Annotated in this window: 18 protein-coding genes; 11 read left to right on the top strand and 7 right to left on the bottom strand. The window is 43.6% G+C overall.

Going from position 1 to position 24,867, the window contains the following annotated elements; genetic code table 11:
- Positions 1 to 3: 3 nt before the first annotated feature.
- From ABWT76_RS13100 to trpD, 6 genes are all read left to right on the top strand, one after another.
- Positions 4 to 3,558 (top strand): AAA-like domain-containing protein, encoded by a 3,555-nt coding sequence (locus tag ABWT76_RS13100; protein ID WP_354636245.1) that lies wholly within the window; start codon positions 4 to 6, stop codon positions 3,556 to 3,558.
- Between the two features lie 110 nt (positions 3,559 to 3,668).
- Positions 3,669 to 4,172, top strand: a complete 504-nt coding sequence (locus ABWT76_RS13105; RefSeq protein WP_354636246.1) for a hypothetical protein — start codon at positions 3,669 to 3,671, stop codon at positions 4,170 to 4,172.
- A 740-nt stretch (positions 4,173 to 4,912) separates the two neighbouring features.
- A complete protein-coding gene (locus tag ABWT76_RS13110) occupies positions 4,913 to 8,662 on the top strand; it encodes a tetratricopeptide repeat protein (protein ID WP_054467455.1) in 3,750 nt (1,249 codons plus the stop codon).
- Between the two features lie 115 nt (positions 8,663 to 8,777).
- Complete coding sequence (locus ABWT76_RS13115) at positions 8,778 to 10,046, top strand: hypothetical protein (protein ID WP_054467458.1); 1,269 nt, start codon at positions 8,778 to 8,780, stop codon at positions 10,044 to 10,046.
- A gap of 343 nt (positions 10,047 to 10,389) precedes the next feature.
- Complete coding sequence (locus ABWT76_RS13120) at positions 10,390 to 13,215, top strand: hypothetical protein (RefSeq protein WP_354636247.1); 2,826 nt, start codon at positions 10,390 to 10,392, stop codon at positions 13,213 to 13,215.
- 135 nt (positions 13,216 to 13,350) lie between these two features.
- Positions 13,351 to 14,439: an anthranilate phosphoribosyltransferase gene (trpD, locus tag ABWT76_RS13125; protein WP_054467462.1), complete on the top strand. Its 1,089-nt coding sequence runs from the start codon at positions 13,351 to 13,353 to the stop codon at positions 14,437 to 14,439.
- A 115-nt stretch (positions 14,440 to 14,554) separates the two neighbouring features.
- On the opposite strand, the gene ABWT76_RS13130 is transcribed toward trpD, so the two are convergent.
- Positions 14,555 to 15,139 (bottom strand): TIGR02281 family clan AA aspartic protease, encoded by a 585-nt coding sequence (locus tag ABWT76_RS13130; RefSeq protein ID WP_054467464.1) that lies wholly within the window; start codon positions 15,137 to 15,139, stop codon positions 14,555 to 14,557.
- Between the two features lie 631 nt (positions 15,140 to 15,770).
- Here ABWT76_RS13130 and carA point away from each other — a divergent pair.
- From carA to ABWT76_RS13155, 5 genes are all read left to right on the top strand, one after another.
- Positions 15,771 to 16,934, top strand: a complete 1,164-nt coding sequence (gene carA, locus ABWT76_RS13135) for a glutamine-hydrolyzing carbamoyl-phosphate synthase small subunit (RefSeq protein ID WP_054467516.1) — start codon at positions 15,771 to 15,773, stop codon at positions 16,932 to 16,934.
- Between the two features lie 288 nt (positions 16,935 to 17,222).
- Positions 17,223 to 17,579 (top strand): STAS domain-containing protein, encoded by a 357-nt coding sequence (locus tag ABWT76_RS13140; RefSeq protein ID WP_197285334.1) that lies wholly within the window; start codon positions 17,223 to 17,225, stop codon positions 17,577 to 17,579.
- Positions 17,580 to 17,802: 223 nt separating this feature from the next.
- Positions 17,803 to 18,273, top strand: coding sequence for a Mini-ribonuclease 3 (locus ABWT76_RS13145; RefSeq protein WP_054467468.1), 471 nt, complete (start codon positions 17,803 to 17,805; stop codon positions 18,271 to 18,273).
- A 182-nt stretch (positions 18,274 to 18,455) separates the two neighbouring features.
- Positions 18,456 to 19,445 carry a 23S rRNA (guanosine(2251)-2'-O)-methyltransferase RlmB gene (gene rlmB, locus ABWT76_RS13150; RefSeq protein WP_082348926.1) on the top strand — a complete coding sequence of 330 codons (990 nt, stop codon included), beginning with the start codon at positions 18,456 to 18,458 and terminating at the stop codon, positions 19,443 to 19,445.
- A 62-nt stretch (positions 19,446 to 19,507) separates the two neighbouring features.
- Positions 19,508 to 19,792: a DUF1816 domain-containing protein gene (locus tag ABWT76_RS13155; RefSeq protein WP_156331856.1), complete on the top strand. Its 285-nt coding sequence runs from the start codon at positions 19,508 to 19,510 to the stop codon at positions 19,790 to 19,792.
- Between the two features lie 38 nt (positions 19,793 to 19,830).
- Here ABWT76_RS13155 and ABWT76_RS13160 read toward each other — a convergent pair whose 3' ends face one another.
- The 6 genes from ABWT76_RS13160 to ABWT76_RS13185 form a co-directional block, all read right to left on the bottom strand.
- Positions 19,831 to 20,715: an alpha/beta fold hydrolase gene (locus tag ABWT76_RS13160; RefSeq protein ID WP_054467518.1), complete on the bottom strand. Its 885-nt coding sequence runs from the start codon at positions 20,713 to 20,715 to the stop codon at positions 19,831 to 19,833.
- 58 nt (positions 20,716 to 20,773) lie between these two features.
- Positions 20,774 to 22,135 (bottom strand): serine hydrolase, encoded by a 1,362-nt coding sequence (locus tag ABWT76_RS13165; RefSeq protein ID WP_054467475.1) that lies wholly within the window; start codon positions 22,133 to 22,135, stop codon positions 20,774 to 20,776.
- A gap of 443 nt (positions 22,136 to 22,578) precedes the next feature.
- Positions 22,579 to 22,827: a hypothetical protein gene (locus ABWT76_RS13170; RefSeq protein WP_072160813.1), complete on the bottom strand. Its 249-nt coding sequence runs from the start codon at positions 22,825 to 22,827 to the stop codon at positions 22,579 to 22,581.
- An 80-nt stretch (positions 22,828 to 22,907) separates the two neighbouring features.
- A complete protein-coding gene (locus tag ABWT76_RS13175; protein WP_072160814.1) occupies positions 22,908 to 23,129 on the bottom strand; it encodes a hypothetical protein in 222 nt (73 codons plus the stop codon).
- A 560-nt stretch (positions 23,130 to 23,689) separates the two neighbouring features.
- The gene (locus ABWT76_RS13180; protein ID WP_054467477.1) at positions 23,690 to 23,941 is read right to left on the bottom strand and encodes a DUF1816 domain-containing protein; all 252 of its coding nucleotides are present in this window, start codon (positions 23,939 to 23,941) and stop codon (positions 23,690 to 23,692) included.
- A 390-nt stretch (positions 23,942 to 24,331) separates the two neighbouring features.
- Positions 24,332 to 24,718 (bottom strand): response regulator, encoded by a 387-nt coding sequence (locus ABWT76_RS13185; protein WP_054467483.1) that lies wholly within the window; start codon positions 24,716 to 24,718, stop codon positions 24,332 to 24,334.
- Between the last annotated feature and the right edge of the window lie 149 nt (positions 24,719 to 24,867).

A 24,867-nucleotide genomic window follows, 5' to 3' on the forward strand; every position in this document is an offset into this window, starting at 1 on the left:
ACCATGACTATCCCCACCCAAACCCACTCCCCTGCTGCCCCCAATTCGGTTTATCAGGTTGGGGGGAGTTTACCTCCCAATGCCCCCACTTATGTGGTGAGAAAAGCGGATCAAGACCTATATCAACAGTTAAAAGCAGGGCAATTTTGCTATGTGTTTAATTCCCGACAAATGGGCAAATCTAGTTTAAAGGTGAGAACCCTGCAAAAGCTGGTATCGGAGGAGGTGCTTTGTGCGGCGATTGATTTGACCGTATTAGGGTCAGAAGCGGTGACTCCCGAACAGTGGTATGGGGGTTTTATTAGAACTTTGGTGAAAAATTTTCCCGGTCTTTCCCGGAGTTTTAAACTTTTACCTTGGTTGCGCGATCGCGAAGGAATTTTAGCCCCAAATCAGTGGTTAACCCAGTTACTTGAAGAGGTAATATTTCCGGCATATCCCGGAAAAATTGTGATTTTTGTGGATGAAATCGATCAAAGTTTAAATTTATCTTGGAAAGATGATTTTTTTGCCTGGATTCGCGCTTGCTATAATCAGCGGGCAGAAAATGCCGATTATCAACGGTTGACCTTTTGCCTGTTGGGTGTCACCACCCCATCAGAGTTAATTAATGATAAGACGAAAACCCCATTTAATATTGGCAAAAGTATTGAATTAACTGGTTTTACCTTAGCAGAAGCCCAACCATTAGCCCAAGGTTTTACCGGGCAAGTACAAAATCCCCAACAGGTGTTACAAGAAATATTAAACTGGACGGGGGGGCAACCATTTATGACCCAAAAACTCTGTTTTTTGCTCGATCAAAAAGCGAACGGAAAACAGCCCAATGTTGACCAGTTAGTGCAAAAGTTTATTCTGGATCAATGGGAAACTCAGGATGAACCAGAACATATTAAAACTATTCGCGATCGCCTCTTGGTCAATCCCCACAGGTCGGGGCGGTTGTTAGGAATATATCAAAAAATATTACAACAAAACAATGATGATGTCAAGGGCAAATCTGAGCCAATTTCTTATGAAAATAACCCGGATATTACGGAGTTACGTCTGACGGGATTAGTGATTAAAAAAGGCAGTCAAGTCAGAGTTTATAATAAAATCTATCAAGCAGTTTTTCACGAAAAGTGGATTACTCAAGAATTAGGAAAATTGCGACCTTATGCAGAAGCGATCGCAGCCTGGGAAGCCTCTAACCGTCAAGATAAATCCCGACTTTTACGGGGTCAAGCGTTACAAGATGCCCTAAGTTGGGCGGAAAATCAAAGTTTAAGCGATCGCGATTATCAATTCTTAAATGCCAGTCAAGAAGCGGAATTTACCGAAGAGAAACAAGCCAATAAAATTTTAACTGCTGCCAAGAAAAAAGCGGAACGCATGATTGGCATTGGTTTGTTGGGACTGGGGCTGATTTCCGCTTCAGCAATTTTCATTGTCACCCAAGCGATTTGGGAAAGAAATGAGGCAAAAATCCATGAAATTCAAGCCCGCAATTCGGCCTCCGAAGCTTATCAGCGATCGAATAATCAACTCGATGCCTTAGTAGATAGTATTCGCGCCGCCAAAACCATGCAGTCGTTAAAGACTTCCCCGGAATTACAACAGCAAACTCTCAAGAATTTAGAACAACCTTTAGCCAAATTGCAAGAAATTAATCGCTTAGATAGCCATCAAGGGTGGGTATGGGAAGTGAGTTTTAGTTCTGATGGTAATATGCTACTCACCGCGAGTGATGATGGGGAGGCGATCGTCTGGAGTCGGGCGGGGCAACAATTAGCCACTTTGAAACATCCCGATCGCCTTTATGGGGCAACTTTTTCTCCTGATAATCGGATGATTGCCACCGCCAGTAAAGATGGTAAAGTGCGATTATGGACAACCGATGGAAAATTACTCAGAACCTACCAAGGTCATAGTAAATCCGTTTTTGCCGTGACATTTAGCCCCGATGGTCAATTTTTGGCCTCTGGTGGTGCGGATAATCTGATTAACATTTGGTCGGTTAATTTGGTTTCAAGGGATGACAAATCACTGCTTGAAGTTCCCCAGCAAATTTTAACCGGACATCAAAAAGAAGTGACTAATTTAAATTTTAGTCCTGATGGCAGTATGCTGGTTTCTGCGAGTTATGATGACACCATTAAACTATGGAAAATTAACCAAAAAAATGATAAAATTGATAAAATTGAGCTATTTAAAACCGTCAAAGCCCATGAAGACGGAGTGACCGGCGCAATTTTTATTCAAGAAGGTCAAGAAATCGCTTCGGTGGGGGGAGATGGAAACCTCAAATTTTGGAATTTAAATGGCCAATTACTAAAACCACCTATTCGGGCTCATTTTGATGTGATTAATCGAGTCGCATTTTCTAGGGGAAAACTCCCGGTTTTAGCTACAGCAAGTCAAGATAAAACTGTCAAGTTTTGGAACTTAGACGGGGACTTACTTAACACTTTATCAGGACATAAAGAAAGTGTTTTAACCCTAAGTTTTAGCCCTGATGGTAAAAATATGGCCACCGGCAGTAGCGATCGCACCGTTAAACTGTGGCAGCCGGATATTCGTTTATTAAAAACCTTTAAAAATCCCGATCGCGTCACCTACTCAGTCAGTTTCAATCCTAGGGGAGACATTTTAGCGGTTAGCAGTCGCCAGCCTACGGTACAATTAATTAATTTTAATCTAGAAAAGTTACAAACTTTAACAGGTCATAGAGCTTTAATTAATTCTATTCGCTTTAGTCCTGATGGTGAAACCATTGCCACCGGGAGTAAAGATAAAACCATTAAACTGTGGAACCTGAATGGGGAATTGCTAAAAACATTGGTCGGTCATCAGGATTCAGTCTCCGCTGTCCGGTTTAGTCCCGATGGTCAAATCATTGCTTCTGCGAGTTGGGATCGGACTCTGAAATTGTGGGATTTAGACGGCAAACTCCTGCAAAATATTATCGCCCATGATGAGTGGATTTATGGCTTAAATTTTAGCCCTGATGGTCAAATAATTGCCACCGCTAGTAAAGATAAAACCGTAAAACTGTGGAATCTCAAAGGGGACTTATTGGCGACATTAAAAGGTCATATCCATGATGTAAATTCGGTGGCATTTAGTCCCGACGGCCAAACAATTGCCACGGCTTCTGATGATACCACGGTAAAATTGTGGCGACTAGATGGCACATTAATTCATACCTTAGAAGGTCATAATAATAAGGTTTTAAGTGTAGATTTTAGTCGTGATGGTCAGATTATTGCTTCGGCTTCTGACGATAAAACCATTAAACTTTGGCAACCAAATGGACGGCTATTAAAAACCTTAGAAGGACATGATAACCGCATTTGGGAATTAAGTTTTCATCCCACAGAACCAATTTTGGCATCGGGCAGTTGGGATCAGACGGTGAAATTCTGGACTTTAGAAGATTTACCCATTGATGATCCAGGAAAATATGCCGGAGATTCCCAGTTAAATCAACTGTTAAAAATGGGCTGCGATCGCCTGAATGATTACCTGATCAACAGTCTACAGGATCCCATTTGTCAAAATGTTTCAGAAAACTAATAGTTGCCGAGGGTGGGCAAGGTTTTGCCCACCCTACTACTAATGCTGGATGAATTTTTGTAAATGGTATTAAAATAGAAAATATCTGCTTAAGATAAAATAATTAACCAATGTTCAAACATCCTAGGGGGCTAGAAATAGCCGAGTATATTTCTTTAGCTGGTGCCGTAACCGGGACAATTTTGGCGACAGTTTTTGGCGATTTCACCTACGCAGCATGGCCGATCTGTTTTGCCATATTGTTGAATACGATCAACCGCCGCTATGGTTTAAATCAGGATTGGCATTCTCGGCGCACGATCGCCCAATTAGAGGAAAAAATTGCCGCCCTCTCCCTAAAAAATATTGATGCGGCTAAAGTACAATCCCCAGAACAATTTAACCTGACATCGAATGCTGAGTCGATGAAAGCGATCGCCTCATTAATCGAAGCAGTGCAAAAATTGCGATCGCAGCAACAGCAACTTCATGGAGCGATTAAACAAATCAAAGATCAACTGAATACTTTAAGTCAACAATTCAAAGACCGACCCGAACTGGAACAAATTGAAAGCTTAACCCAAGTAATTGTAGCGCTTCAGCAACTTATCGATGATTTTAGAAAAGTGGATTAGTTGTTTGTTGTTTGTTGGAGAAAGGGGAACAGTTATCAGGGAACGGGGAACGGAGGAGAGAGGAGAGAGAAGAAAGATGCATAGAAGAGAGAGTTTTCATAATTCACCTCTTTCCTGTTCCCTGTTCCCTGTTCCCTGTTCCCTGTTCCCTGTTTGTTGTTTGTTGGCAAGTTGTTTGTTGTTTGTTGGAGAAAGGGGAACAGTTATCAGGGAACGGGGAACGGAGGAGAGAGGAGAGAGAAGAAAGATGCATAGAAGAGAGAGTTTTCATAATTCACCTCTTTCCTGTTCCCTGTTCCCTGTTCCCTGTTCCCTGTTCCCTTTTCCCTGTTTGTTGTTTGTTGGCAAGTTGTTTTGTTATTATTTTGTTATTTGTCGTTTGTCCTTTGACCGCGAACCGCGAACAAATAACAAATAACCAACAACAAACAACGAACAACGAACAACGAACAACGAACAACGAACAACGAACAACGAACAACGAACAACGAACAACGAACAACGAACAAATAACAGATAACAGATATAAAAATAAAATGCAGTAACGATCGCCCTGCGCGGTAATGGCACAATAGGTGTTAAAGAAAATTTGTATTGGCAAAGGCCCAACGAGCGACTTCCTACGGGACGCTATGGGCGTTCGGCAGAGATTGCCGATTTGAGGCTAAACTACCGAGACTCACTAGCAGAGACAAGTCTTGGCCATCTATCGTTGATAAGTGAAACATAGAGGAACCCTTATGAAACAACAGTTGAGTCCATTAGAACTTTTGGAATATATATCCCTCGCTTGTACGGCAGCGGGGACTGTCACCGTGGTACTGCTTTCTCAGCACGTCGGATATGCGATCGGGCCGGGGGCTTTGTCTTTGGTACTCGGTGCCGCGAACCGCAGAAAATACTCGTCGAGTGGGTCTAATTCCACAGAAGTGGTCAAAATTGACCAAAAACTGTCTGAGGATGTGGCTTCAGTCCGCCAGGAGATCCAAACTTTACCCAAGTCCTCGGACTATAACAGTTTGAAATCTCAGGTAGAAAATTTAACCGTTTCCGTCGCCGGATTGGAGCAACATAAATCTGGGGCATTGACCAATGTGGGAGTGGAATTAAACCCCATCCGCCAAGATATTGTGCAGTTACGATCGCAATATGGCAATTTACAAGAGTTTTTCAACGAATTGCGCGATCGCGTTGAAGTAACTTGGCAGCAACTACCTCCACCGGACAAAATCGCGCATCTGGAAAACGAACTTAAGCAGATGGACGCGAAGCTGACCCAACTGCCTTCTAAGTTGCAAAAGATGACGGGGACAACTTCCGTTGATCTGACCAGCGTCACTGCTGAAATTGAAGCACTCAAGCAACAATTAAACAATATCGGTCAAGGGGGTGATGTTAATTCCTTGGTGCCAGAATTGGAGCAATTACGACGTCAAGTAGCGGCGTTAGAAAATACCACCGATCGCTTAGTGGTGAATAGCCAAAATCTGGCGGAAAAAGAAGAGGTGCGTTCGCTATCTATCACTTTACAGGAGTTACAAAAACAGCAAGAACAACTCCAACAAACTGCGGCAAGCGATCGCAGCGCTTTATCAGAATTGCGCGATTCCGCAGAGTGGATCGCGTTCGCGAATCGCCTCGAAAACTTGCAAGCACAAATCAACCGAATTGGGGAGCAAACTCCCGCCACCGTTCAAACTCAAAATTTGTCGGAATTGCAAGCACTGCAAGATAGATTAGAGCAACTTAGTCACCGTGTGAATCAGCGGATGTCCCTAGCTGTCGTAGAAGTCAAAGAAGGACAGATCATTGAACTAACTGGGATTGAAACCGCATTAGCCAAAATTGCCGATGCGGTTGCCGAAGTCAAGCAAGAAATGGAAATCCGGATGTCTGAGATTTCTGCCTGGGAATTAACCGGAATTCACCAACAACTGCTAGACCAACAGCAAACTTTAATCGCCTTACAGCAAGACTACCAAAACCTGCTGGCATCGACTTTAGAAAACCGTAACTGGGATCAATCTTTATCTGATTCTGAATATCAGCAAAAAATTGAAATTCTAGAGCGAGTTTTAGCCAGTAACACCGAAAGTATCGATCGCATAGAATCATCTCTGGGCAACCATACATTCGGTGAATCAGGAAATACAATTACCCATGAATCTGACTTGTCACGGGCAGTAGACATCGCCCAAATTGCTATTCTTCAAGGCAGCGTCTCACAATTGGCGGCGAATCTGGACAATTTAGAACAACAAGTCCAATTTTTAGCCAATGGGGACAATGTAAACGAGCAAGTACACGATGAAATCCAAGCCCTGAAAGAGCAAATCAACCGCTTAGAAACTTCGGTGAATAATAACGAGATGATCGGAGGAGAGACAGGGACGGATTTGTATCCAGAAATTAGAATTATCACCCAAGAACTTAAGGAAATCGGTCTGCTCAAAGATACGATTTATCAGTTATCGGGGAATGTGGAAATCTTGGATCAACAAGTCCACGATCTGAATATGGGGAATCCGCATAGTATTACCGGAGAACTCCGAGAACAAATTGAGGCGCTGATGGCCAAAGTTGAGCAACTACCAGAAAACCAAATTCCTGAAGATTTGACGAGTAATTACCAAACCGTTTGCTGGCGTTTAGACCAACTCGAAGCCGGTTATCTATCTTTAGAAACCCACCTCAAAGAAACTCAGGATGTAAGCAATCGCAACGATCAAGAAATCACCGATCAATTCTTAACCTTAAATGCTCAATTATCTGAATTACAGCAAGAGATTGATGGCATGGGTCAAAAATTAACTGATTTGGAAAAAGGATTGGAAGAAATTACGGTTTCTGAGTTAGCCGTCACTCGCCAGGATATAGCTATACTGCAAGATACCGTCTCGGATTTAGTCACCCGACTAGAACAGGATTTAGACAAGTTCAACGATCGCGAAAAAGTTCAAAAATTGGAACAATCCTTGTTTACCTTGGAAACAAAACTTAGTCAGGCGATCGCGCAACTCGACGAGCAATTCCAAGCCCTGCAACTGCAAACCAGACAACTAGAAATAGAACAAGCGGAAACCCAAACCGCCACCAGTCAAATTGACGATCTGATCGGCAACTCCATTGAGCGACAAATGAGTGGCATTAGTCAACTGTTGCAAGATGTTGCCCCATGCGATTATGAATTAATCTTTGACCGTCCGGCAATTTACGACTGTTTAATCCAGGCGATCGCTAACAGTAATAAGCTGCTGATAATTGTCTGTCCGTGGCTGAATCGTGAAATCATCAGCGGTCTGTTGGATGAATTTGAAGCTTTCCTAGAACGCAATGGTCAATTAAAAATTGGTTGGGGTCATCTGGCAGATATTAATGAGGGAGAATTTCCGCTGTTAGTTCAGCAGCAATGGCATACCGAAAATCTCACCACCCGTCGCCAATCTTATGATGCCCTAAATGACTTAGAAGCCCTGCGGGAAAAATATCCTAATCAACTGGAATATAAGGTACTGGGAACCCATGAAAACTTTTTAGTTGCTGATGAGAAAATGGCCTTAATTTCCAGTCATCATTTTCTCAGTAGCGATCGCGATATTCCCGAACGAGAAGTTGCCGTGAAAACTTCTTCGCTGAAGATTATTCACGGGTTAATCGATCGGTTCACCGATTCGGTGTTACGACCGGGAAATGCGGAGGCTTATTACAACCGAGGGTTTGAACGGCTAGAAATTGGCGATTATGCTGGGGCAATGGCGGATTATGATGCCTCCCTAGCCCTCAACCCTGATCGCGCCACCAGCTACAATAACCGGGGATTGACAAAATATCATACGGGCAATCTTCCTGGCGCGATCGCGGATTATAGCAAGGCGATAGAACTGGATCCCGATGAACCCGTGACTTATTTTAACCGGGCTGTTGCCTACTATAAAATCGGCGACTATCGCCATAGCATCACCGATTATACTCAGGTGATTCAGCGGCAAGATGGGATTCGGATTTCGGCGGAAAATACCGGCGCTTATTTCCAACGAGCGGAAGCGTATCGTCAGTTAGGGGAATATGAAAGTGCCATTTTGGATTACACAATGGCCATTCGTTTAGCCCCGAACGATCCCGTCGCGTATAACAATCGCGGGTTAGCCCGGTATAACCAGGGAGACTATCTGGGTAGCATTGAGGATTACAGCGAAACCTTAACCCTGAACCCCAATGATGCGGTGGCGTATTCTAATCGCGGCGTTTCCCGGCTAAAAACTGGCGATTATGGTGGAGCCGTGGCAGATTTCGACAGCGCGATCGCCCTGAAACCGGATTATGCCAGTGCATACAATAATCGGGGGTTGGCGCGATTTGAAATGGGCGATCGCACCGAGGCGATCGCTGACTTAAAACAGGCAGCGGAATTATTTGCTGCCCAAGGAAATATCCCCAGCCAGCAACAAGCCTTAGACTCCTTGAAGCGACTCGGTTGCGAAGAAGGATAAATTGCTTCTTGTCCTTGGTCAGAAAGTCCTCAGTAGGTTGGGTTGAGGTCACGAAACCCAACCTACTAATTAATTTAATTGTGAATTATCAGATCAATTATCAAATCATAGAATCATGCAAAATATCCAACCTAATATCCAAAACCTGCGCCAAATCATCAGCGAATACCATTGGTTAGACCTGGCGGAATCCGTTTCCATTGCGGCATCAGCGATCGGCACCTTAGCCGGCGCCTTATCCGGTCAAGTTGTCTATGCTGCCGCCCCCTTAACCGTGGCACTTTCCCTCAATTTAGCCAACCGATATCGCCTCGATGAAAACACCGAACAATATACCAAAGCCGCCATATCTGATGTCAGAAATGTGGTAGAATCTCTCTATACCGCTTTGCCAGAAAATGACCAACCCCAGATGGATTTTCAAGCCCTGCAAAAATCAATTTACCATCTGCAAAAAGTCACGGAAAGGCTAGAAAATAAAGCTTTAACCGAAGATGACTGGCAAATGGTGAATGTGAGATTTTTAACTTTGCAAGAATCTTTAGAAAAGCTGACCCAATCTATCGGTAATTCCCAGTTCATCCCTCCAGCCATACAAAGAAGTGAAGCGGGTGAAATTTCTGGTAAAAATGCTGGAGAAATTAGAGAAGTTGCTCTGGCAAACTATTCTGAACTAGAACAACGGATCGGTCAACTAGAGCAGAAAAATCACGAAGTAATTAAACCCTATTTACAGCGGCTGACTCAAACATTACAACAGCTTAAGCAAGACCAGTCTTTAGGAAAAGTCAGGAAAAAAATCCAAGCACTCAGCGAAGAAATTAAACAAAGAACGGTCGTGCAAGTAGAAGTAGAAACATTAACCCAGCAGTTAGAAACAATTGCCGCTCAACAAGCACAACTAAATCAGCAGTTTTTAGAGTTACCAGCCCCCCCGGTTCCGGTTGATATCAGTAGCATAGAAGTTGCGATCGCCCAAATCTCTGAAGACCTGACCACCACAAAAACTCAGACCAGCAAACGGTTTAAACGCATTCTTGGCACCTTAAATGCTTTAGAAGGGCAAATTAATCAACTACAACAGCTATCCCACAATCTACAATCATCCGTGGAAAAGGTGACAGAGGACTTGGATCATCTTTCCGATGCTGCCAACGTCGAAAACTTGGAAAATATCTTAAATCAAGTTTCCGCCGAACTTGCGGAAGTCCAAGATAAAATTAACTCCCTCACACCCCCGTTTAATCCAGCACCCCTAGAAGAGCAATTACAAGAACTAAGCGCGTTAATCAAACAACAGTCCCCAGAACCAACCCAGTTTCTCACCAAGGAAGATATTGCCCCCCTGGTGGCGGCGATTAAAAAGCTGCAAAAACGGAAATAAATTGGTTGTTGGGTAGGGATTCTTTGGTTGTTGGTTGTTGGTTTTTGGTTGGGGAAAGTGATGCATTGAAAAGTCGTAGGGGCTTTCTGGCCATAAGGCCTGACGGATTATGCTTCGCAAGGACGCCCGTACAAGTTAAAAAAAGTATCACTATTCACTATTCACTATTCACTATTCACTTTCCCCTCTGCACCCCCGCTCCCCCGCTCCCCCGCTCCCCCGCACCACTGTTCCCTCTTCCCTGTTCTCGTTATTTTGTAAATTTTACGGATGAACTGCATTTAATTCCGGATTCCATCCCCTAAGAATGAAAAAATTGCCAAAAGGGTATAGGAATTTTCCCATGCAAAGGAATTACGGTTGGTTAGAAGTTGCTGAGTATTTATCCATTGTTGCTTCCGTGATGGGTGCAGTTGCCGCTGTCACCACGCAAAAAGCGGCGTTAATGGCTGTTCCCATGTCCATGTCCCTGATTTTGAATCTATTGCATCGACGGAAATTATTATCTTTAAGTAGACAAATAATTGGCGCTGAAGTGACAGAACAATGCCAGGAATTGTCTGATTTAGTCCCGGGGCAGCCCAGTTCACGTATCCCAGAAAGTCCCAGGGAAAAACAACAGATTCAACCAGTGATCGCGCAGCGTTGCGGATGCAACATCGCGCAGCGTTGCGGATGCAACATCGCGCAGCGTTGCGGATGCAATATCGCGCAGCGTTGCGGATGCAATATCGCGCAGCGTTGCGGATGCAATATCGCGCAGCGTTGCGGATGCAATATCGCCTCTTTGCCTCTGGCAGAAATGGAAACATCTTTAGAACGCTTATGCCAAAAATTTGAACATCAACAAACTCAAATTAGTCAAATGATGGTGAATTTGGAAAAAATGAGCCATCAAATCCCATGCACCTTGCCTAACAATTTGCCCAACAATTTGCCCAACAATTTACCTACTAATTTACCTATTATTAATAAATTGGCAAATTTTCCCAGTCAAAGCGATGCCCAAGATGCACCAATTGAAGATTTTAATCAGCGCAATTTATCCAGTAATGGTTATGTAGAGGCGGAAATTTCGGGAATTAAAACAGAGTTAATCAGACTTTATGAAAAATTAACTCAAGTTCAGAGGAAAACCGACAATTTGGTGCCGAAAAAAAAACTTAAACTGATGATTGCGGCGATTAAAACCCTGCATGAACAAAATTTAGCTGCCCGGACGTCTATTCTTCAATTAAATGAAACCGTCGAGAAAATGTCCCCGCCGCCACCAGAGGGAAACCATCCATCTCAAATCCAATTTGAGGAGCAAATTAAAGAGCAAATTAAAAATTGTCTCCAGCAAATTTCCGATCTGCGAGGAGAAATCGCTGCACTGAATCAGGCGAAATCCTTGTGGGAAGAAACCAGCGACCAAGGGATACCGGAAACAAAACTGCGGGAGTTAATTTCAGAAATAGTTGCTAGTGAATTGCGAAGTTTGCCTAATTCAATTTCCGTTGAAGCCAGCCCAAACCAACAATTTTTATTCTATAAAAATTTAATTTCAAGTTATGCTGGATGGACAGAAAGCGAAAGCGATTCGGCAAATTATATTGACTTTTATTATATTCCTCAGTTACATCGAGAAATTAAAAACTTGTCAGAAGAAATTGCGATTCTAGAAGCGGAAATGGAAAACCGTTTAGCCCCATTGGAAGCAATCGATCGCCACAGCATTGAAGAAGACCTAGCCCTGCAATCCCAGGCGATCGCTGAACTCCAAGAACAGACGAAGCAACTCCGGGCATTCTCTCAGCTTCAACCGCAAGAAGCGATTTCTGACTTACAAACCAAAGTATTATGCAGAAGGGCGTTCGCGCAGCGTTGCATCCGCAACGTTGCGCCGAATGGCAATTGGAATGGCAATTGGAAATGTCTGCATAGCTGGAATGCCCATGCAGAAGTCATATTTTCCCTAGACTTTAGCCGCGATGGAATGTTTTTGGCCACCGGCAGTGCCGACCATACCGTAAAAGTTTGGCAAATTTTCTCAGAATTACGGACAGAAAATTCGACCACAGAAAATCTGGCTAATTTATCTGCTAATTTATCTGCTAATTTATCTGCTAATTTATCTGCTAATTTATCTGCTAATTTATCTGCTAATTTATCTGCTAATTTATCTGCTAATTTATCTGCTGAATTATCTCAAACCTTCACAAGTCATACTCATGCGGTGCGGGCGATCGCCATCAGTCCCCAGCAAGATTTTATCGTCAGTGGCAGTGGCGATGTTGGATCCGCAACGGTTCGCGATCGCACCATTCAAATTTGGCCATTGACTTGGCCAACTGAAGAAAACCAAAAACTTGTCATTCCGGCGAATGGGGGAATCCAGTCCTCTGAATTAGAACCCTTAAAAATCCTCACAGGTCACTCTCTATCCGTGCGAGCGATCGCCATCAGTCCAGACGGTCAATTTATCGCCAGTGGCAGTGCAGATCAAACCATTCAAATTGCTCCCGTCGCCGATATTTTAGCCGATATTTTATCCGATTCCGCCAAAGCATCACGAGAAGCGAATCTCTCAAAGTCACACCCAGAAGTTGACCCAGAGTTATATGAGTACCCTTGGCCATCCTTGCAAACCGTACTCACCGGCCACAAAGCCCCCGTAGATGCCCTAGCCTTTAGTCCCGACAGCCAGATCCTGGCCAGTGGTGCCGTAGACGCTGAGTTGAAAATTTGGCTAATGAATGCTCAAGAACTCCTCTGCACCCTCACAGACCATGTAGAACCGATTACCTCACTGGCATTTTCCGCTCATCCAGGATATCTTCTGAATCAACCGGGACATCTCCTCGCCAGTGGGAGTCTAGACTGCTCGATTAAAATTTGGCACATCAGCCCAAATGCTCCAGAAAGCAGAGTAATATTTACCCTCACAGGGCATTCAGAACCAGTGACTTGTGTCAAATTTAGTCCTAATGGGCAATTTCTTGCCAGTGCCAGCATTGACCAAACCATCAAAATTTGGCTGATTTCCCCAGACACGGAAAATATTTCCTTACTTTGCACTCTCACAGGTCATCAACAACCCATCCTATCTTTAGCCTTTAGAGATGAGCAAACCTTTGCCAGTTGCAGCGCTGATGGAGAAGTGAAAATTTGGCATTGCATCCTTTGAATCAAACTATCGGCAAATTCTAAAGTCAAGGGAATGGTAAGAGGCTGGTTATAAGATTTCCGAATCTAATTCAAGATTCTAATTCAAGATAAAATTAGATTTTGCATTTGCATTGGCCTAAACCGCAAAATTCTTATGACTTATTCCTCAACACCTCAAGCTGAATCAACTGCCAAATCTACCACCATGAATTGGTCCAACTTACTCCAGCAAATCCTGGATCGAGAATCTCTCACCAGTCAACAAGCATCCCTGCTGATGCAAGGATGGCTGCAAGACGAAATCCCCCCCGTCTTATCCGGGGCAATTTTAGCTGCACTGCAAGCCAAAGGAGTATCAGCTAATGAATTAGCGGGCATGGCCAAAGTTTTACAACTTCAATCCGTCGCCGGACACCGCCTTGCGGTTCCAGAATGGCCAAAACCCGTGATTGATACTTGTGGCACTGGGGGGGATGGGGCGTCCACCTTTAATATTTCCACAGCGGTGGCTTTTGTGGCCGCTGCCGCAGGTATCCCTGTGGCCAAACATGGGAATCGTTCCGCGTCCAGTAAAGTCGGCTCCGCTGATGTGTTGGAAGCTTTAGGGATCCACTTGACGGCACATCCAGAGAGAGTTCAGTCAGCGCTGCAAGAAGTGGGGGTGACTTTTTTATTTGCCCCTGGGTGGCACCCGGCGATGAAGGCAGTGGCAACCCTGAGAAGTACCCTAAAAATCCGCACGGTATTTAATCTCCTCGGCCCTTTGGTGAATCCTTTACGTCCCACAGGTCAGGTGATTGGGGTTTTCAGTAGTCAGCTACTAGAGGCGATCGCAAGAGCTTTGGGACAACTGGGAACCGAAAAGGCGATCGTCTTACATGGACGAGAAAAACTGGATGAAGCGGGTTTAGCAGACGCCACCGACCTAGCGATTCTGAGTAATGGCGTCGTTGAACTCAGCGTCCTCAACCCCCAGGAATTGGGATTAACCAAAGCCCCCACTGCCGCATTACGGGGCGGCGACATTCCCGAAAACACCCAGATTTTGCGCGATGTGCTTCAGGGTAAAGGAACTCCAGCCCAACAAGATGTCGTTGCTTTAAATGCTTCTTTGGCGTTTCAAGTCGCCGGTCTGATTGCCGTCGGGGAGCATCAACAAGGAATTGCGATCGCCAAAGACATTCTCAAATCTGGGACAGCTTGGGACAAATTAGAACAACTAATTCAATTTTTCCAAGACTAATCTAGTTGTTTGTTATTTGTTGTTTGTTATTTGTTATTTGTTCACCAAATTTCTTATAACGAATAACCAGCAACAAATAACAAACTTACAATATTAATTTATGTTGATGGGACAATTAAGAACGGGGTTTAAATTCAATCGCATCTTTTTTGATGGTTATATCATAAGTTCCATAAACATCTTGTCCCAGCAGACCCCGATTGCGAAGTCCTTTTTCTGCCCCTTGCGGCGCAATTCCCACCACAAGTTCACCGACCATCAGATTACCGACTTTCACGGATTTAACCACTCCTAAATTTACTTCAATTTGACTGCCATCGGCGATAGTCACTGTGGCAGTTCCTTGGGATTGAATCTTTAAAGCTTTGGCCATTGGTTCCGTAATTAATGTACCCGTGGCTCCCGTATCAAAGAGCATTTCAAATGTTTGACTGCCATTAAATGTGACATCTACCACTGGGGTTCCCCCTTCACTACTTTTGATAGGAACTTGTAAGACTCCAGCTTGACCTCCTCCGGTTCCGGCTGCACCAGTGGGAGCATTGGGGTCGAATGTAACTTCGGGACAAAGCTGCGGTAAATTTCGATAGCTGCCATTAGCATCAATGACAAAACATCCCGGATGTTCTTGAGGAATTACCGGGCTTTGCAGAAAAATTATGCCCAAACAAGTGATGAAACCTGCGATTGTTTTTTTCATGGTTTTAACCTGGTTAATTCATATTTTTTTCATTTTCAATGAAAAGAGCAAAAAAATGATAAATTTTTGCCTAATAATCAACTAATTTATCAATGGCGATCGCTTGATAATTATTCACTGCATCACCTAAAGAAAAGGATACATGATTTCTGAATATTATTGAAATTAAACACCGGCTATAAACATCAGGGGAAATAGCGAAAATATCCGATGAACGGACAAGCCAATTAATCTAGCGGAGGTATTTTTAAGGATTTTGTAACGCTATGTTAATTTTATCACAGGTAAAAAAATCGCCCAGTTCACAAGGGTGCCAAGGCTTGAGTGAATTCTTCCCAGCCGGGGAAGTTCCCCATCTCCCCTCCCCCTGGTGTACTCCGAGGCTTCTTCTGGATGCATGACCCCTCCATGAGGCTACCAATAGGCGAATGTAAATATAGTCAATTCTTTACATTTCATCTATCACCAATTCCCCTGGGGGAGTAATCATGTCATAATTGCAAAGCTTGTTGATTGATCCTACATAAACCTTTAAGCATTGAAAGTGAAGCATCATCGGTCAACAGGGAACAATCAACCATGAACAATGCAGTTGTTGGCAAATAAAGCAAGTATAGAAGTAGAGGTTTATATGCCGTTATCTGGAGGTCAACCCGCACTGTTGGTGCTTGCCGATGGCACCTTTTATCAGGGGTGGTCATTCGGCGCCCCTGGCACTGCCATAGGAGAAGTCGTCTTTAACACAGGCATGACAGGATATCAGGAAGTGTTAACAGATCCCAGCTATTGTGGACAAATAGTCACTTTCACTTATCCAGAGTTAGGAAATACCGGGGTGAACATGGAAGATGAAGAATCCCACCGCCCCCAAGTTAAAGCCGCGATCGCTCGCAATATCTGTTGGAAACCGAGTAACTGGCGATCGACAAAAAGTTTACCGGATTACTTAAAGCAACATAATATTCCGGGAATTTATGGCATTGATACCCGTGCCCTGACTAGAAAAATTCGTATATTTGGCGCCATGAATGGGGGGATTTCCACCGAAATTCTCGACGTTAATGAATTACTCCAAAAAGTAAAAGCGGCTCCCAATATGTTGGGGTTGAATTTAGCCAAAGAAGTCACCACCTCTGAGGTGTATGAATGGTCAGAAAGTACCTCGGCGGATTGGGAATTTAATGCTCAGATCGCCTCATCCACCACGGCGGAACCCGCGCAAAAAGAAATTTATACGGTGGTGGCTTTGGATTTTGGGATTAAACGCAATATCCTTCGCCGACTGAGCAGTTTTGGCTGTCGCGTGATCGTGGTGCCTGCGAATACCCCGGCGGAGGAAATTCTCAAATATAATCCCGATGGCATTTTTCTGTCTAACGGCCCTGGAGATCCCGCAGCGGTGACAGAAGCGATCGCCACAACCCAGGAATTACTGCAAAGCAATAAACCCTTATTTGGTATTTGTCTGGGACATCAAATTTTGGGGTTGTCTCTCGGAGCCAAAACCACTAAACTTAAATTTGGCCATCGGGGTTTAAACCAACCCGCAGGACTGCAAAGACAAGTGGAAATTACCAGTCAAAATCACAGTTTTGCGATCGAGGAAGATTCCTTATCCCCCGACGTGGAAGTTACTCACTTAAATCTGAATGACCGCACGGTGGCGGCTTTGCGTCACAAATCCTTGCCCGTCTTTTCAGTGCAGTATCACCCCGAAGCGTCTCCAGGCCCCCATGACTCGGACTATGTGTTTGAGGAATTTGTCAAAGCCATGCGCTCTCATCGCTCCTGTTAGGAGTCATAAGTCTATAGGTCATTTTATGCCATTCATGGTTGAGCCTTGACCGTTGACGGTGGACAGTCAACCATGAACAGATCGCCAAGGAATAAGGACAAATAACCAGTAACCAGTAGCCAGTAACCAGTAACGAGTAACCAGTAATCAATAACCAACAACATTCAACTATTAATCCTGAATCTTGTCTCTTTTTTCTCAGAGTGGTTTACAATCAGCGAGAAAGGATATATACTTAACCGTCGTTTTATAGAATCATAGACGTAGGAGGGCGTTATCGCTGATCAATTGAACCTGACCGTGAGCCTGCGAGGTGCTCGCGAGGTGAAAAACAACTACCAAATCATCCGTCTGACTGGCTTATTAGATGCTTTTTCAGAAGCAACCTTCAGCAAGGTTTTGGGTGACTTAATTAAGGAAGGGCCGAATCAGGTGATTTTAGATTTGTCTAAAATCGAATTTCTTGACAGTTCTGGATTGGGAGCATTGGTAAAAATAGCTAAGGAAGCTCAAAATGCCGGAGGAAGTTTCCAAATTGTTGCCAATCCGCGAGTTACACAAACGGTAAAACTGGTGCGTTTAGAGAAGTTTCTGTCTTTACAGAATTCTTTGGAAATAGCACTGGAAAATATTAATCAGGCTTGATCTATGAACCGATATAACCAGCTATCCAGTTTACTTACTGGATAGCTAGTTCTTCATATTTCATATTAGTGTATTGGCCCGTGTCAGGGTCATCCACCGCGAATCAAGAGCCAATTCTGAGTATTTTTGCTCTGGTAAATTGCTGGTAAATTGCTGGTAAATTGCTGGTAAATTTCTGATAAATTTCTGATAAATTTCTGTATTTGGACAATAAACCTTTGGGATGGTGTCACCCAGTCAAGAAGATTTTTCCATTATCGATCGCCCCATAGAACCTTGTGATCTATTTGATCTTTCGGTGCATATTCTGTCACCTAAGCAACTATCTAAGCAACAAGTGAATCAGTTGTCACCAACGGCTTTGGCTTACTTGGGAGATGCGGTATATGAGCTTTATATTCGAGGACTTTACTTACTGCCTCCTAAGCGGCAGCATAGTTATCATCAAGAAGTGGTGGCTCAAGTGCGAGCGGAGACCCAAGCGGAGCATTTGCGATCCCTCGAACCCTATTTAACTGATGTGGAGCAAGATATTATCAGACGAGGACGAAATGCCGCATCAGGAAAACCCAAGCGAGTTTCCGCTACGGTTTATCAACAGGCGACTAGCTTAGAAACCTTAATGGGATACCTATATCTCACCGATGGCGATCGGCTGCGCCAACTATTGCATCACTTATACCCCGATCGCTAATTCAACTGACGGATCAATAACGCATCAATGTTGTCTCGGCTTGAATTGGTGCGTCTTTGCTCACTTTCGTTGGGTCTCACGTTCGTCGATAAATTATCCAAAAATTATCTAATACGGATATCGCGGCTCAACCAAGTTGCAAAAATTTTGTAAAAATTTTGAACAAATTAGGACATCCTGACATGGCTGATAAAAAATATATCCCCAACCCCGAACGTAAACCTCGCTTCTCTGGGTCAAAGTCAAGCTCTAAACCAAAAATTCACCAGAAGTCCGAGCGACTCCATGCTCATAAATCTCAGCCCCCCCTGGATCGTACCCAGGCAGAACCCCAACCCAGCGAGGAGCAAGAAAGCGATCGCACCGATGACCTGATCTACGGTCGCCATCCCGTTCTCAGTGCCTTGGCCCAAGAACATAGTATTAACAAAATTTGGATTACCCCGCAATTACGCTACGATCCCCGGTTTCATACCTTACTGATCGAAGCCAAAGCCAATGGCACGGTGATTGATGAAGTGGACTACCGCCGGTTAGATCAGATGACCGGCAAATCCAATCATCAAGGGGTGGTGGCGCAGGTGGCGCCCTATAAGTATTGGGAGCTTGACGATTTAATCACCCAGGCTCGGTCGGCGGTGGAAAAACCTGTTTTGTTAGCATCTGATGGCATTATGGATCCCCATAACCTAGGGGCGATCGTCAGAACCGCCGAAGCGATCGGGGCGCAAGGGCTGGTGATCCCGCAGCGTCGGGCAGTGGGGATCACGTCCACAGTGATGAAAGTGGCAGCGGGCGCGTTAGCATCTTTTCCTGTAGCCCGGGTTGTCAATTTAAGTCGAGCTTTGGAACAATTAAAAGAGGCGGGCTTCTGGATTTATGGCGCGGCGGCAGAGGCGGGTGATTCCTTGTCTTCTGTGCAGTTCACCGAAGCCACCGTCCTGGTGGTCGGTTCCGAAGGAGAGGGTTTAAACTTGTTGACACAACGCTGTTGCGATCAATTAGTTTCGATTCCCCTGCAAGGAAAAACCCCTAGTTTGAATGTGTCTGTAGCTACGGGAATGATTCTGTACGAGATTTATCGTCAGCGATCGCAGCAACAGCTACATCTGAAAATTAAAACAGCCGATAACATTGAAAAAATAAAGACCAGGGAGTATAAAGAAATTTAAAGATTCAGGGCGCTGGAAAAGCCCACAGCAGCAAACAATCGATTGGTGACATGGCGAGGTATATGAAAACACTCAAAGAACTGATGATCAACTTACTGAATTATTTTGGATTAGCCTGGTGGGTAGAAATTGTTACAGAAACTCCCCGGTGTACCTACTATTTCGGGCCTTTTTTTACCAAAACCGAGGCAGAAATTGCCAAATCTGGATATATCGACGATCTTGAACAAGAAGGCGCTCAGGGGATTGCTTTTCTAGTTAAACGCTGTAAACCCAATCTGCTCACCATCTCTGATGACCTGGAAGAAATCCCCAGCCCCACTGGTAAACCTGCTTTCAACCTCTAAACTTGGAGGAGTCAATCTGTCCAGCAACCATAAAAAATCTAATTTGTTAAAAAGCTAACAATCTGGGGATTAAAAGCCAACCACTGGTCAATATCTGTGAGCATTTTCCCTGGGATCTCCCAAGGGAATAGGTGGGCGGTATTCGGATAGCACTGCCACTGGGAATTTTTCATCCGGTTGGCAGTTTCTTGACTGGATGCCGCCGTAATATGTCGGTCTTCTGATCCTGCTAATACTAAACAAGGACATTGGATCTCGGACATTTCCGAGATTCGGTTATAGCCCAATTTCAAGGCATGATTTAAGGCTTGGTTTGCCTGCCGACTGGTTTGAAGATAGGCCGCGATCGCTTCTTGAGCGAGATACTGATAAGCCAGTGGGGTATGTTGCTGAATCAAGTAACGAAACAGCGATCGCTTCCCCAATAGGTTGATGTTCCATTGCATCCCTGGCTTGATCCAGTTCAAAATGCCGCATAAGCCGGTATAAAACAAATCCTGCCAACTGACCGGGGGATGATTACTCCGAGGTCTGGCTGCCGTAGCCACCAAAATCAACCCCGTAAATTTTTCTGGATTTGTCAGGGCTAATTCTAAACTCAGAATCCCTCCCAAAGACCAGCCCAACAGCAAGCAACGCTCAATATTTAATCGTTCCAGCAGTGCTTCTAAGTCCAGCAAATGATCGTGCATCTGAAACTCTGTCTGAGTCCGACTTTGGCCATATCCCCGTAAATCTGGCGCGATTACTTGAAATCTTTGAGACAAATGATTGGTAAATACAGACATACAACCGCCGGAACCTGGATGTCCATGTAAGCAAAGAATCGGAAATCCTTGACCTTTTATGTTGAAATTCAGATCCACAATGTTTTGAGAATTGTTTTGAGAATTGTTTTGAGAATTGTATCGACTTTTTGGCATTTTATTAAGCATTTTATTAAGCATTTTCTGAAAATTAGTTATGGGTGATTTGTTCCGATCATAAATGTCCGTTGCGTAAAATATACTCCGCAATTTCAGAAACCACTTGGCGAATCGTCGGTTCACTGTAGTAACCATCATCAATTACCGTGATAATGTAAGTTTCACCGAAAAGATTCATGGCTAAAGTTGTGCCTAAAACTTCGGAAGTTTGACCCGTTTTTTCCCCAAGCCAATTACCAATAGCAGACTCAATTCCGGCAAATCCTAAAGCGCGATCGTACTGACTTTCTAAGGCTAAAATTAATCGTTCATCCCCTAGATGTTGGCGATTATAAATTTGCATCATCATCTCCGTCAGTTCATCACTGGTCAACAGGTTGCGACTATGACCAGGGTTGCTGGGCATGATGCGATCTCCCATCATTTTAAACCCAATGTGCATATCTTTAAATCCACGTTCTGCTAACACTTGATTGATATAATCCCATCCCAAATAATCAATCAGTTGATTCGTCGCAATATTACTACTTTTGGCAATCATCTCTTTTAACACCGTTTCAATGGGATATTTTTGACCCACCCCAATCTCTGAGGCATCCTCGGTAAAGTTACTCGGATCCACATAAATCGGAGTGTCAAAGCGAATATTTTCCGTGGTTAATTTATGCATAACGGCCACTGCCACCGGCAATTTCATTAAACTGGCGGCGGAGCGGGGATATTCGTTGCCCCGCAAACGACGACACCGATGACTTTGCAAATGGCAAATGGTAATTTTTGCTTGATTAGATAGTCCACTGCGTTGGGCAATTTCCGCTAAAAAATCTGATTGGGCGACTTCTAAGCGATAGGTGATGTCAGCTAAATTCTGTTGGTAGCTGGCAATTTTCTCACGAGCGCGGTTCGCGTAGCGATCCGCTGAAGCGGAATCGCCATACTCTGACCCTGGATCAATTTTGCTTAAAGTATCAATGGCTTCTTGCCAGAGAGATTTGGTTTTTTGAAGACTCTGGACATTAGCCCCAGCATTTTTCCCTAACTCAGTCGCTTGGGTGGCGAGTTTCATCCCTTGATCCCAAAACAATTTAAGCCCAACTTGTTGCAACTTTTGATTTTCTACCACTTGTAAATGTTGTGACAGGGCATCATATTGCTGTAACAGTCTTTGACTATCGGGAAAAGTCAAAGCTACCGACTCCTGTGGCGTAGCAGAACACAGAGCTTCTGTCGATTTTGCCTCGACCGAATCAACTGACTGCACCGCCATATTTGCCTGAATGCGGGGCTGATTTTTTGGCGGTAAACAAGCCCGATCGCTAGATGGGGGTGATTTAGCTTCAGGGGAAGGCACCCAAATTCCCAAGATTAGACCCAATGAACTGGTTAGCGCGATCGCTAAATATTTACGCCGATCCACACTTCTTCTGCGTTGATACACCAAACTACCTCACACCATCCAAAAGACATCTAGGATCCTATATTGTACAAAGCTTAATCGGCAACAGGTAATATTTTATACCTATTCGTTATTTATTATTCGTTATTAGTTATTGGACTCAGCGGCAGTGGAGAGGAAAGAGGATGCTGATGAAAGAGTGGAGAGGAAGCATATGAAAGAAAAATATTCACTTTTCCCTTTGGAAAAATAACAAATAACAAATAACAAATAACAAATAACAAATAACAAATAACAAATAACAAATAACAAATAACAAATAACAAATAACAAATAACAAATAACAAATAACAAATAACAAATAAAGCCCGGCTTTTTTGACAAAAAGCCGGGCGATGGAGGTAGTCATATAAAATTTGATTTTTCTTGGGATATTTATGATTGTTTGACCCTAAAAGTCTTGTCTATACTACATTCATCAAAGTATGAGAATGATGGGTCATAGTATCTTTTTTATTAACCACTGATTTGTTAAGCACCGATACGGAGGAAATACTGACCAAACGCTCTAATCTTTGGACTCGTTGATGACGATCTTGAACGATAGAGTCGAGGTCAGGCATTTCTTGCCAGCAATGAGTGCAGAATAAATAAACACCATTATGGCGAGCGTGCCGGAGCAGTGGGGTAGAGCAACAAGGACAAGTGTTCATAATGGATCTTCACATTTTTGAGAGGTTTTTATCAATGATTAAAAAAAGAAGCAGGTTAATTGGCGGAAAAGATTACGGTATTATCTGGTAGCGCGGATATCTGCAAAGTAGAACCGCTCAACGCCAAACAGAAGACCCATAATTAACAATTGCACGCCCCAAGGTGCCACGGCAAACCCCCACACAAAGCACACAAAACCACTCAAAGCAGCAACTACTGAGGGGACATCATGCCCACTACGCAGATACACGAAGATCGATATCAGCGCAATGGTTAATAGTGTGAAGTAGGTGGAGAGCATACCGAGAACCTCTTTGGTTGATTTTTTATCGGCGGAATTTGAATGAATGCGTTTTTAATTTGATTCTAACCATGAGGTTATCCGCTAAATGTGAAGATGCTGTGAAGAAATCATCGGGGAGCAAAAAAAATTATATTTTCCCTTAAGACCTTGGCTGAAAGGATCCGAGATATTGCCGGATCGCCGGTTCTGGCTCAAAGTATAAATCTTGTAAAAGGAGATCCCGAATCAAAATTATTAGTTATTAGTTATTGATTAATAGTTATTACTTATTACGTATTAAATATTAATTATTTGTTATTGATTATTGGTTATTGGTTTGCCGGGAAAGAACGTTAGATTTTTTGAGGCAACCGAAAATGGATTAAGGGGGTTTTAGACGCGGATTGCGAAATAAAAATTTTCCCCCTGTAACCAGCACCAAGTCCTGGTCAAGCTTACCTTTAAAAGGGCGATCGCTCTCTAATCGGTTTTTAATCGCTCTTTAATCCTTAATAAAGATCAGCAATCAGTAAATTCTGAGTGCTATCCCTACCGGAACGGTGGCGATATTTTTCCAACTATGATTCGTCAAAAATGGTTAATTCTACGGGGTGACAGCGCTGAATGTTCACTTCAATGCCTTGGGCGCCTTCTGCTTCTAAATCTTCTATATAACCTAAGTGAGCAATTTCGGCTTCTTGCTTGGTGACAAATGGCCCGAAATAGTAAATGCACTTGGGTTCAGCGGTAATAATTTCTATCCACCAGGCTAATCCTGCTTTGTCCATATAAGAGCTAAAAGTATCTTCAAGGATTTCAGATAACTTCATAATAAGGTGTCCAAATAATTTTCCCAGATCACTATGATTTTAAAAAATACACGATAAATCTGGGTGTTCAACGACACCACATAACTAGAAACTATAGATCCCCTGTTTTCGTTAAAAAATTTTGTTTTAAGAACAAGCGGGGATGTGTTGCTCCGTGTTGATCCGTCTTGGGGAGCTAGGGTGATGGGATCGCCTGCGGGATGAACAATTCCCTTGGGAAACCGAAGATCCAGATAGTAATGGCGGGGCTGGGTTGGCGGTGACTGAATTTTGCCATCAATGCCATAAATATTTAGCAATTTAGCAATTTATCATGGCCAGCCCATGATAAATTTTCAGATATTCTGACATGAAGGTGGGACTTGGCGATCGCCAAGTCCCGTCATGGTATCATGTTAAGAATGGCCAACCCAAGGTCTTCGCGACTTGATTCGCTAAACTCATCGGATCGAACGGCTTGGCGATAATTCCTGTCACCCCTAAATCGGAGAATCGATTTTGATCCGCTGATAAAACTTTAGCGGTTAGCAAAATTACGGGTATTTTTCGCGTTTTAGGATTGGCTTTTAGCTGATTAAACGTTGCTGGGCCATCCATTTCTGGCATCATTACATCCAGTAAAATTGCATCTGGCTGTTCGGTTAATGCTAAGGCCAAACCATCTTCTCCAGAACAAGCTGCCACGACTTCCCAGCCGCCAATCATTTCTAAACTGAGTTGAGCTACCTCGCGAATATCATCTTCATCATCAATCACTAGGATTCTTTTTGTGGTCACAGGTTTCCTCCTAGTCTTTTGGAGTGGTTGTACATAATTTTATGGCAATTATCAGCCAATTATTTTATCAATAAGTCAGGGATTTACCTCAATTGATATCTAATAATATCTAAAAAAATTAGATGGCTTGACAATCTATTAATATATTT

Origin of the sequence: Planktothricoides raciborskii GIHE-MW2 (genome assembly GCF_040564635.1) — a bacterium.
Classification (GTDB): Bacteria; Cyanobacteriota; Cyanobacteriia; order Cyanobacteriales; family Laspinemataceae; genus Planktothricoides; species Planktothricoides raciborskii.

Bases quoted from the DNA above. Each gene is read 5' to 3' on its own strand.
- ABWT76_RS13130 (WP_054467464.1), bottom strand. From the start codon at position 15,139: ATGAAAAAAACAATCGCAGGTTTCATCACTTGTTTGGGCATAATTTTT.
- ABWT76_RS13160 (WP_054467518.1), bottom strand. From the start codon at position 20,715: ATGCCAAAAAGTCGATACAATTCTCAAAACAATTCTCAAAACAATTCT.
- trpD (WP_054467462.1), top strand. From the start codon at position 13,351: ATGACTTATTCCTCAACACCTCAAGCTGAATCAACTGCCAAATCTACC.
- carA (WP_054467516.1), top strand. From the start codon at position 15,771: ATGCCGTTATCTGGAGGTCAACCCGCACTGTTGGTGCTTGCCGATGGC.
- ABWT76_RS13180 (WP_054467477.1), bottom strand. From the start codon at position 23,941: ATGAAGTTATCTGAAATCCTTGAAGATACTTTTAGCTCTTATATGGAC.
- ABWT76_RS13170 (WP_072160813.1), bottom strand. From the start codon at position 22,827: ATGAACACTTGTCCTTGTTGCTCTACCCCACTGCTCCGGCACGCTCGC.
- ABWT76_RS13145 (WP_054467468.1), top strand. From the start codon at position 17,803: ATGGTGTCACCCAGTCAAGAAGATTTTTCCATTATCGATCGCCCCATA.
- ABWT76_RS13120 (WP_354636247.1), top strand. From the start codon at position 10,390: ATGCAAAGGAATTACGGTTGGTTAGAAGTTGCTGAGTATTTATCCATT.
- ABWT76_RS13175 (WP_072160814.1), bottom strand. From the start codon at position 23,129: ATGCTCTCCACCTACTTCACACTATTAACCATTGCGCTGATATCGATC.
- rlmB (WP_082348926.1), top strand. From the start codon at position 18,456: ATGGCTGATAAAAAATATATCCCCAACCCCGAACGTAAACCTCGCTTC.
- ABWT76_RS13105 (WP_354636246.1), top strand. From the start codon at position 3,669: ATGTTCAAACATCCTAGGGGGCTAGAAATAGCCGAGTATATTTCTTTA.
- ABWT76_RS13155 (WP_156331856.1), top strand. From the start codon at position 19,508: ATGAAAACACTCAAAGAACTGATGATCAACTTACTGAATTATTTTGGA.
- ABWT76_RS13110 (WP_054467455.1), top strand. From the start codon at position 4,913: ATGAAACAACAGTTGAGTCCATTAGAACTTTTGGAATATATATCCCTC.
- ABWT76_RS13100 (WP_354636245.1), top strand. From the start codon at position 4: ATGACTATCCCCACCCAAACCCACTCCCCTGCTGCCCCCAATTCGGTT.
- ABWT76_RS13115 (WP_054467458.1), top strand. From the start codon at position 8,778: ATGCAAAATATCCAACCTAATATCCAAAACCTGCGCCAAATCATCAGC.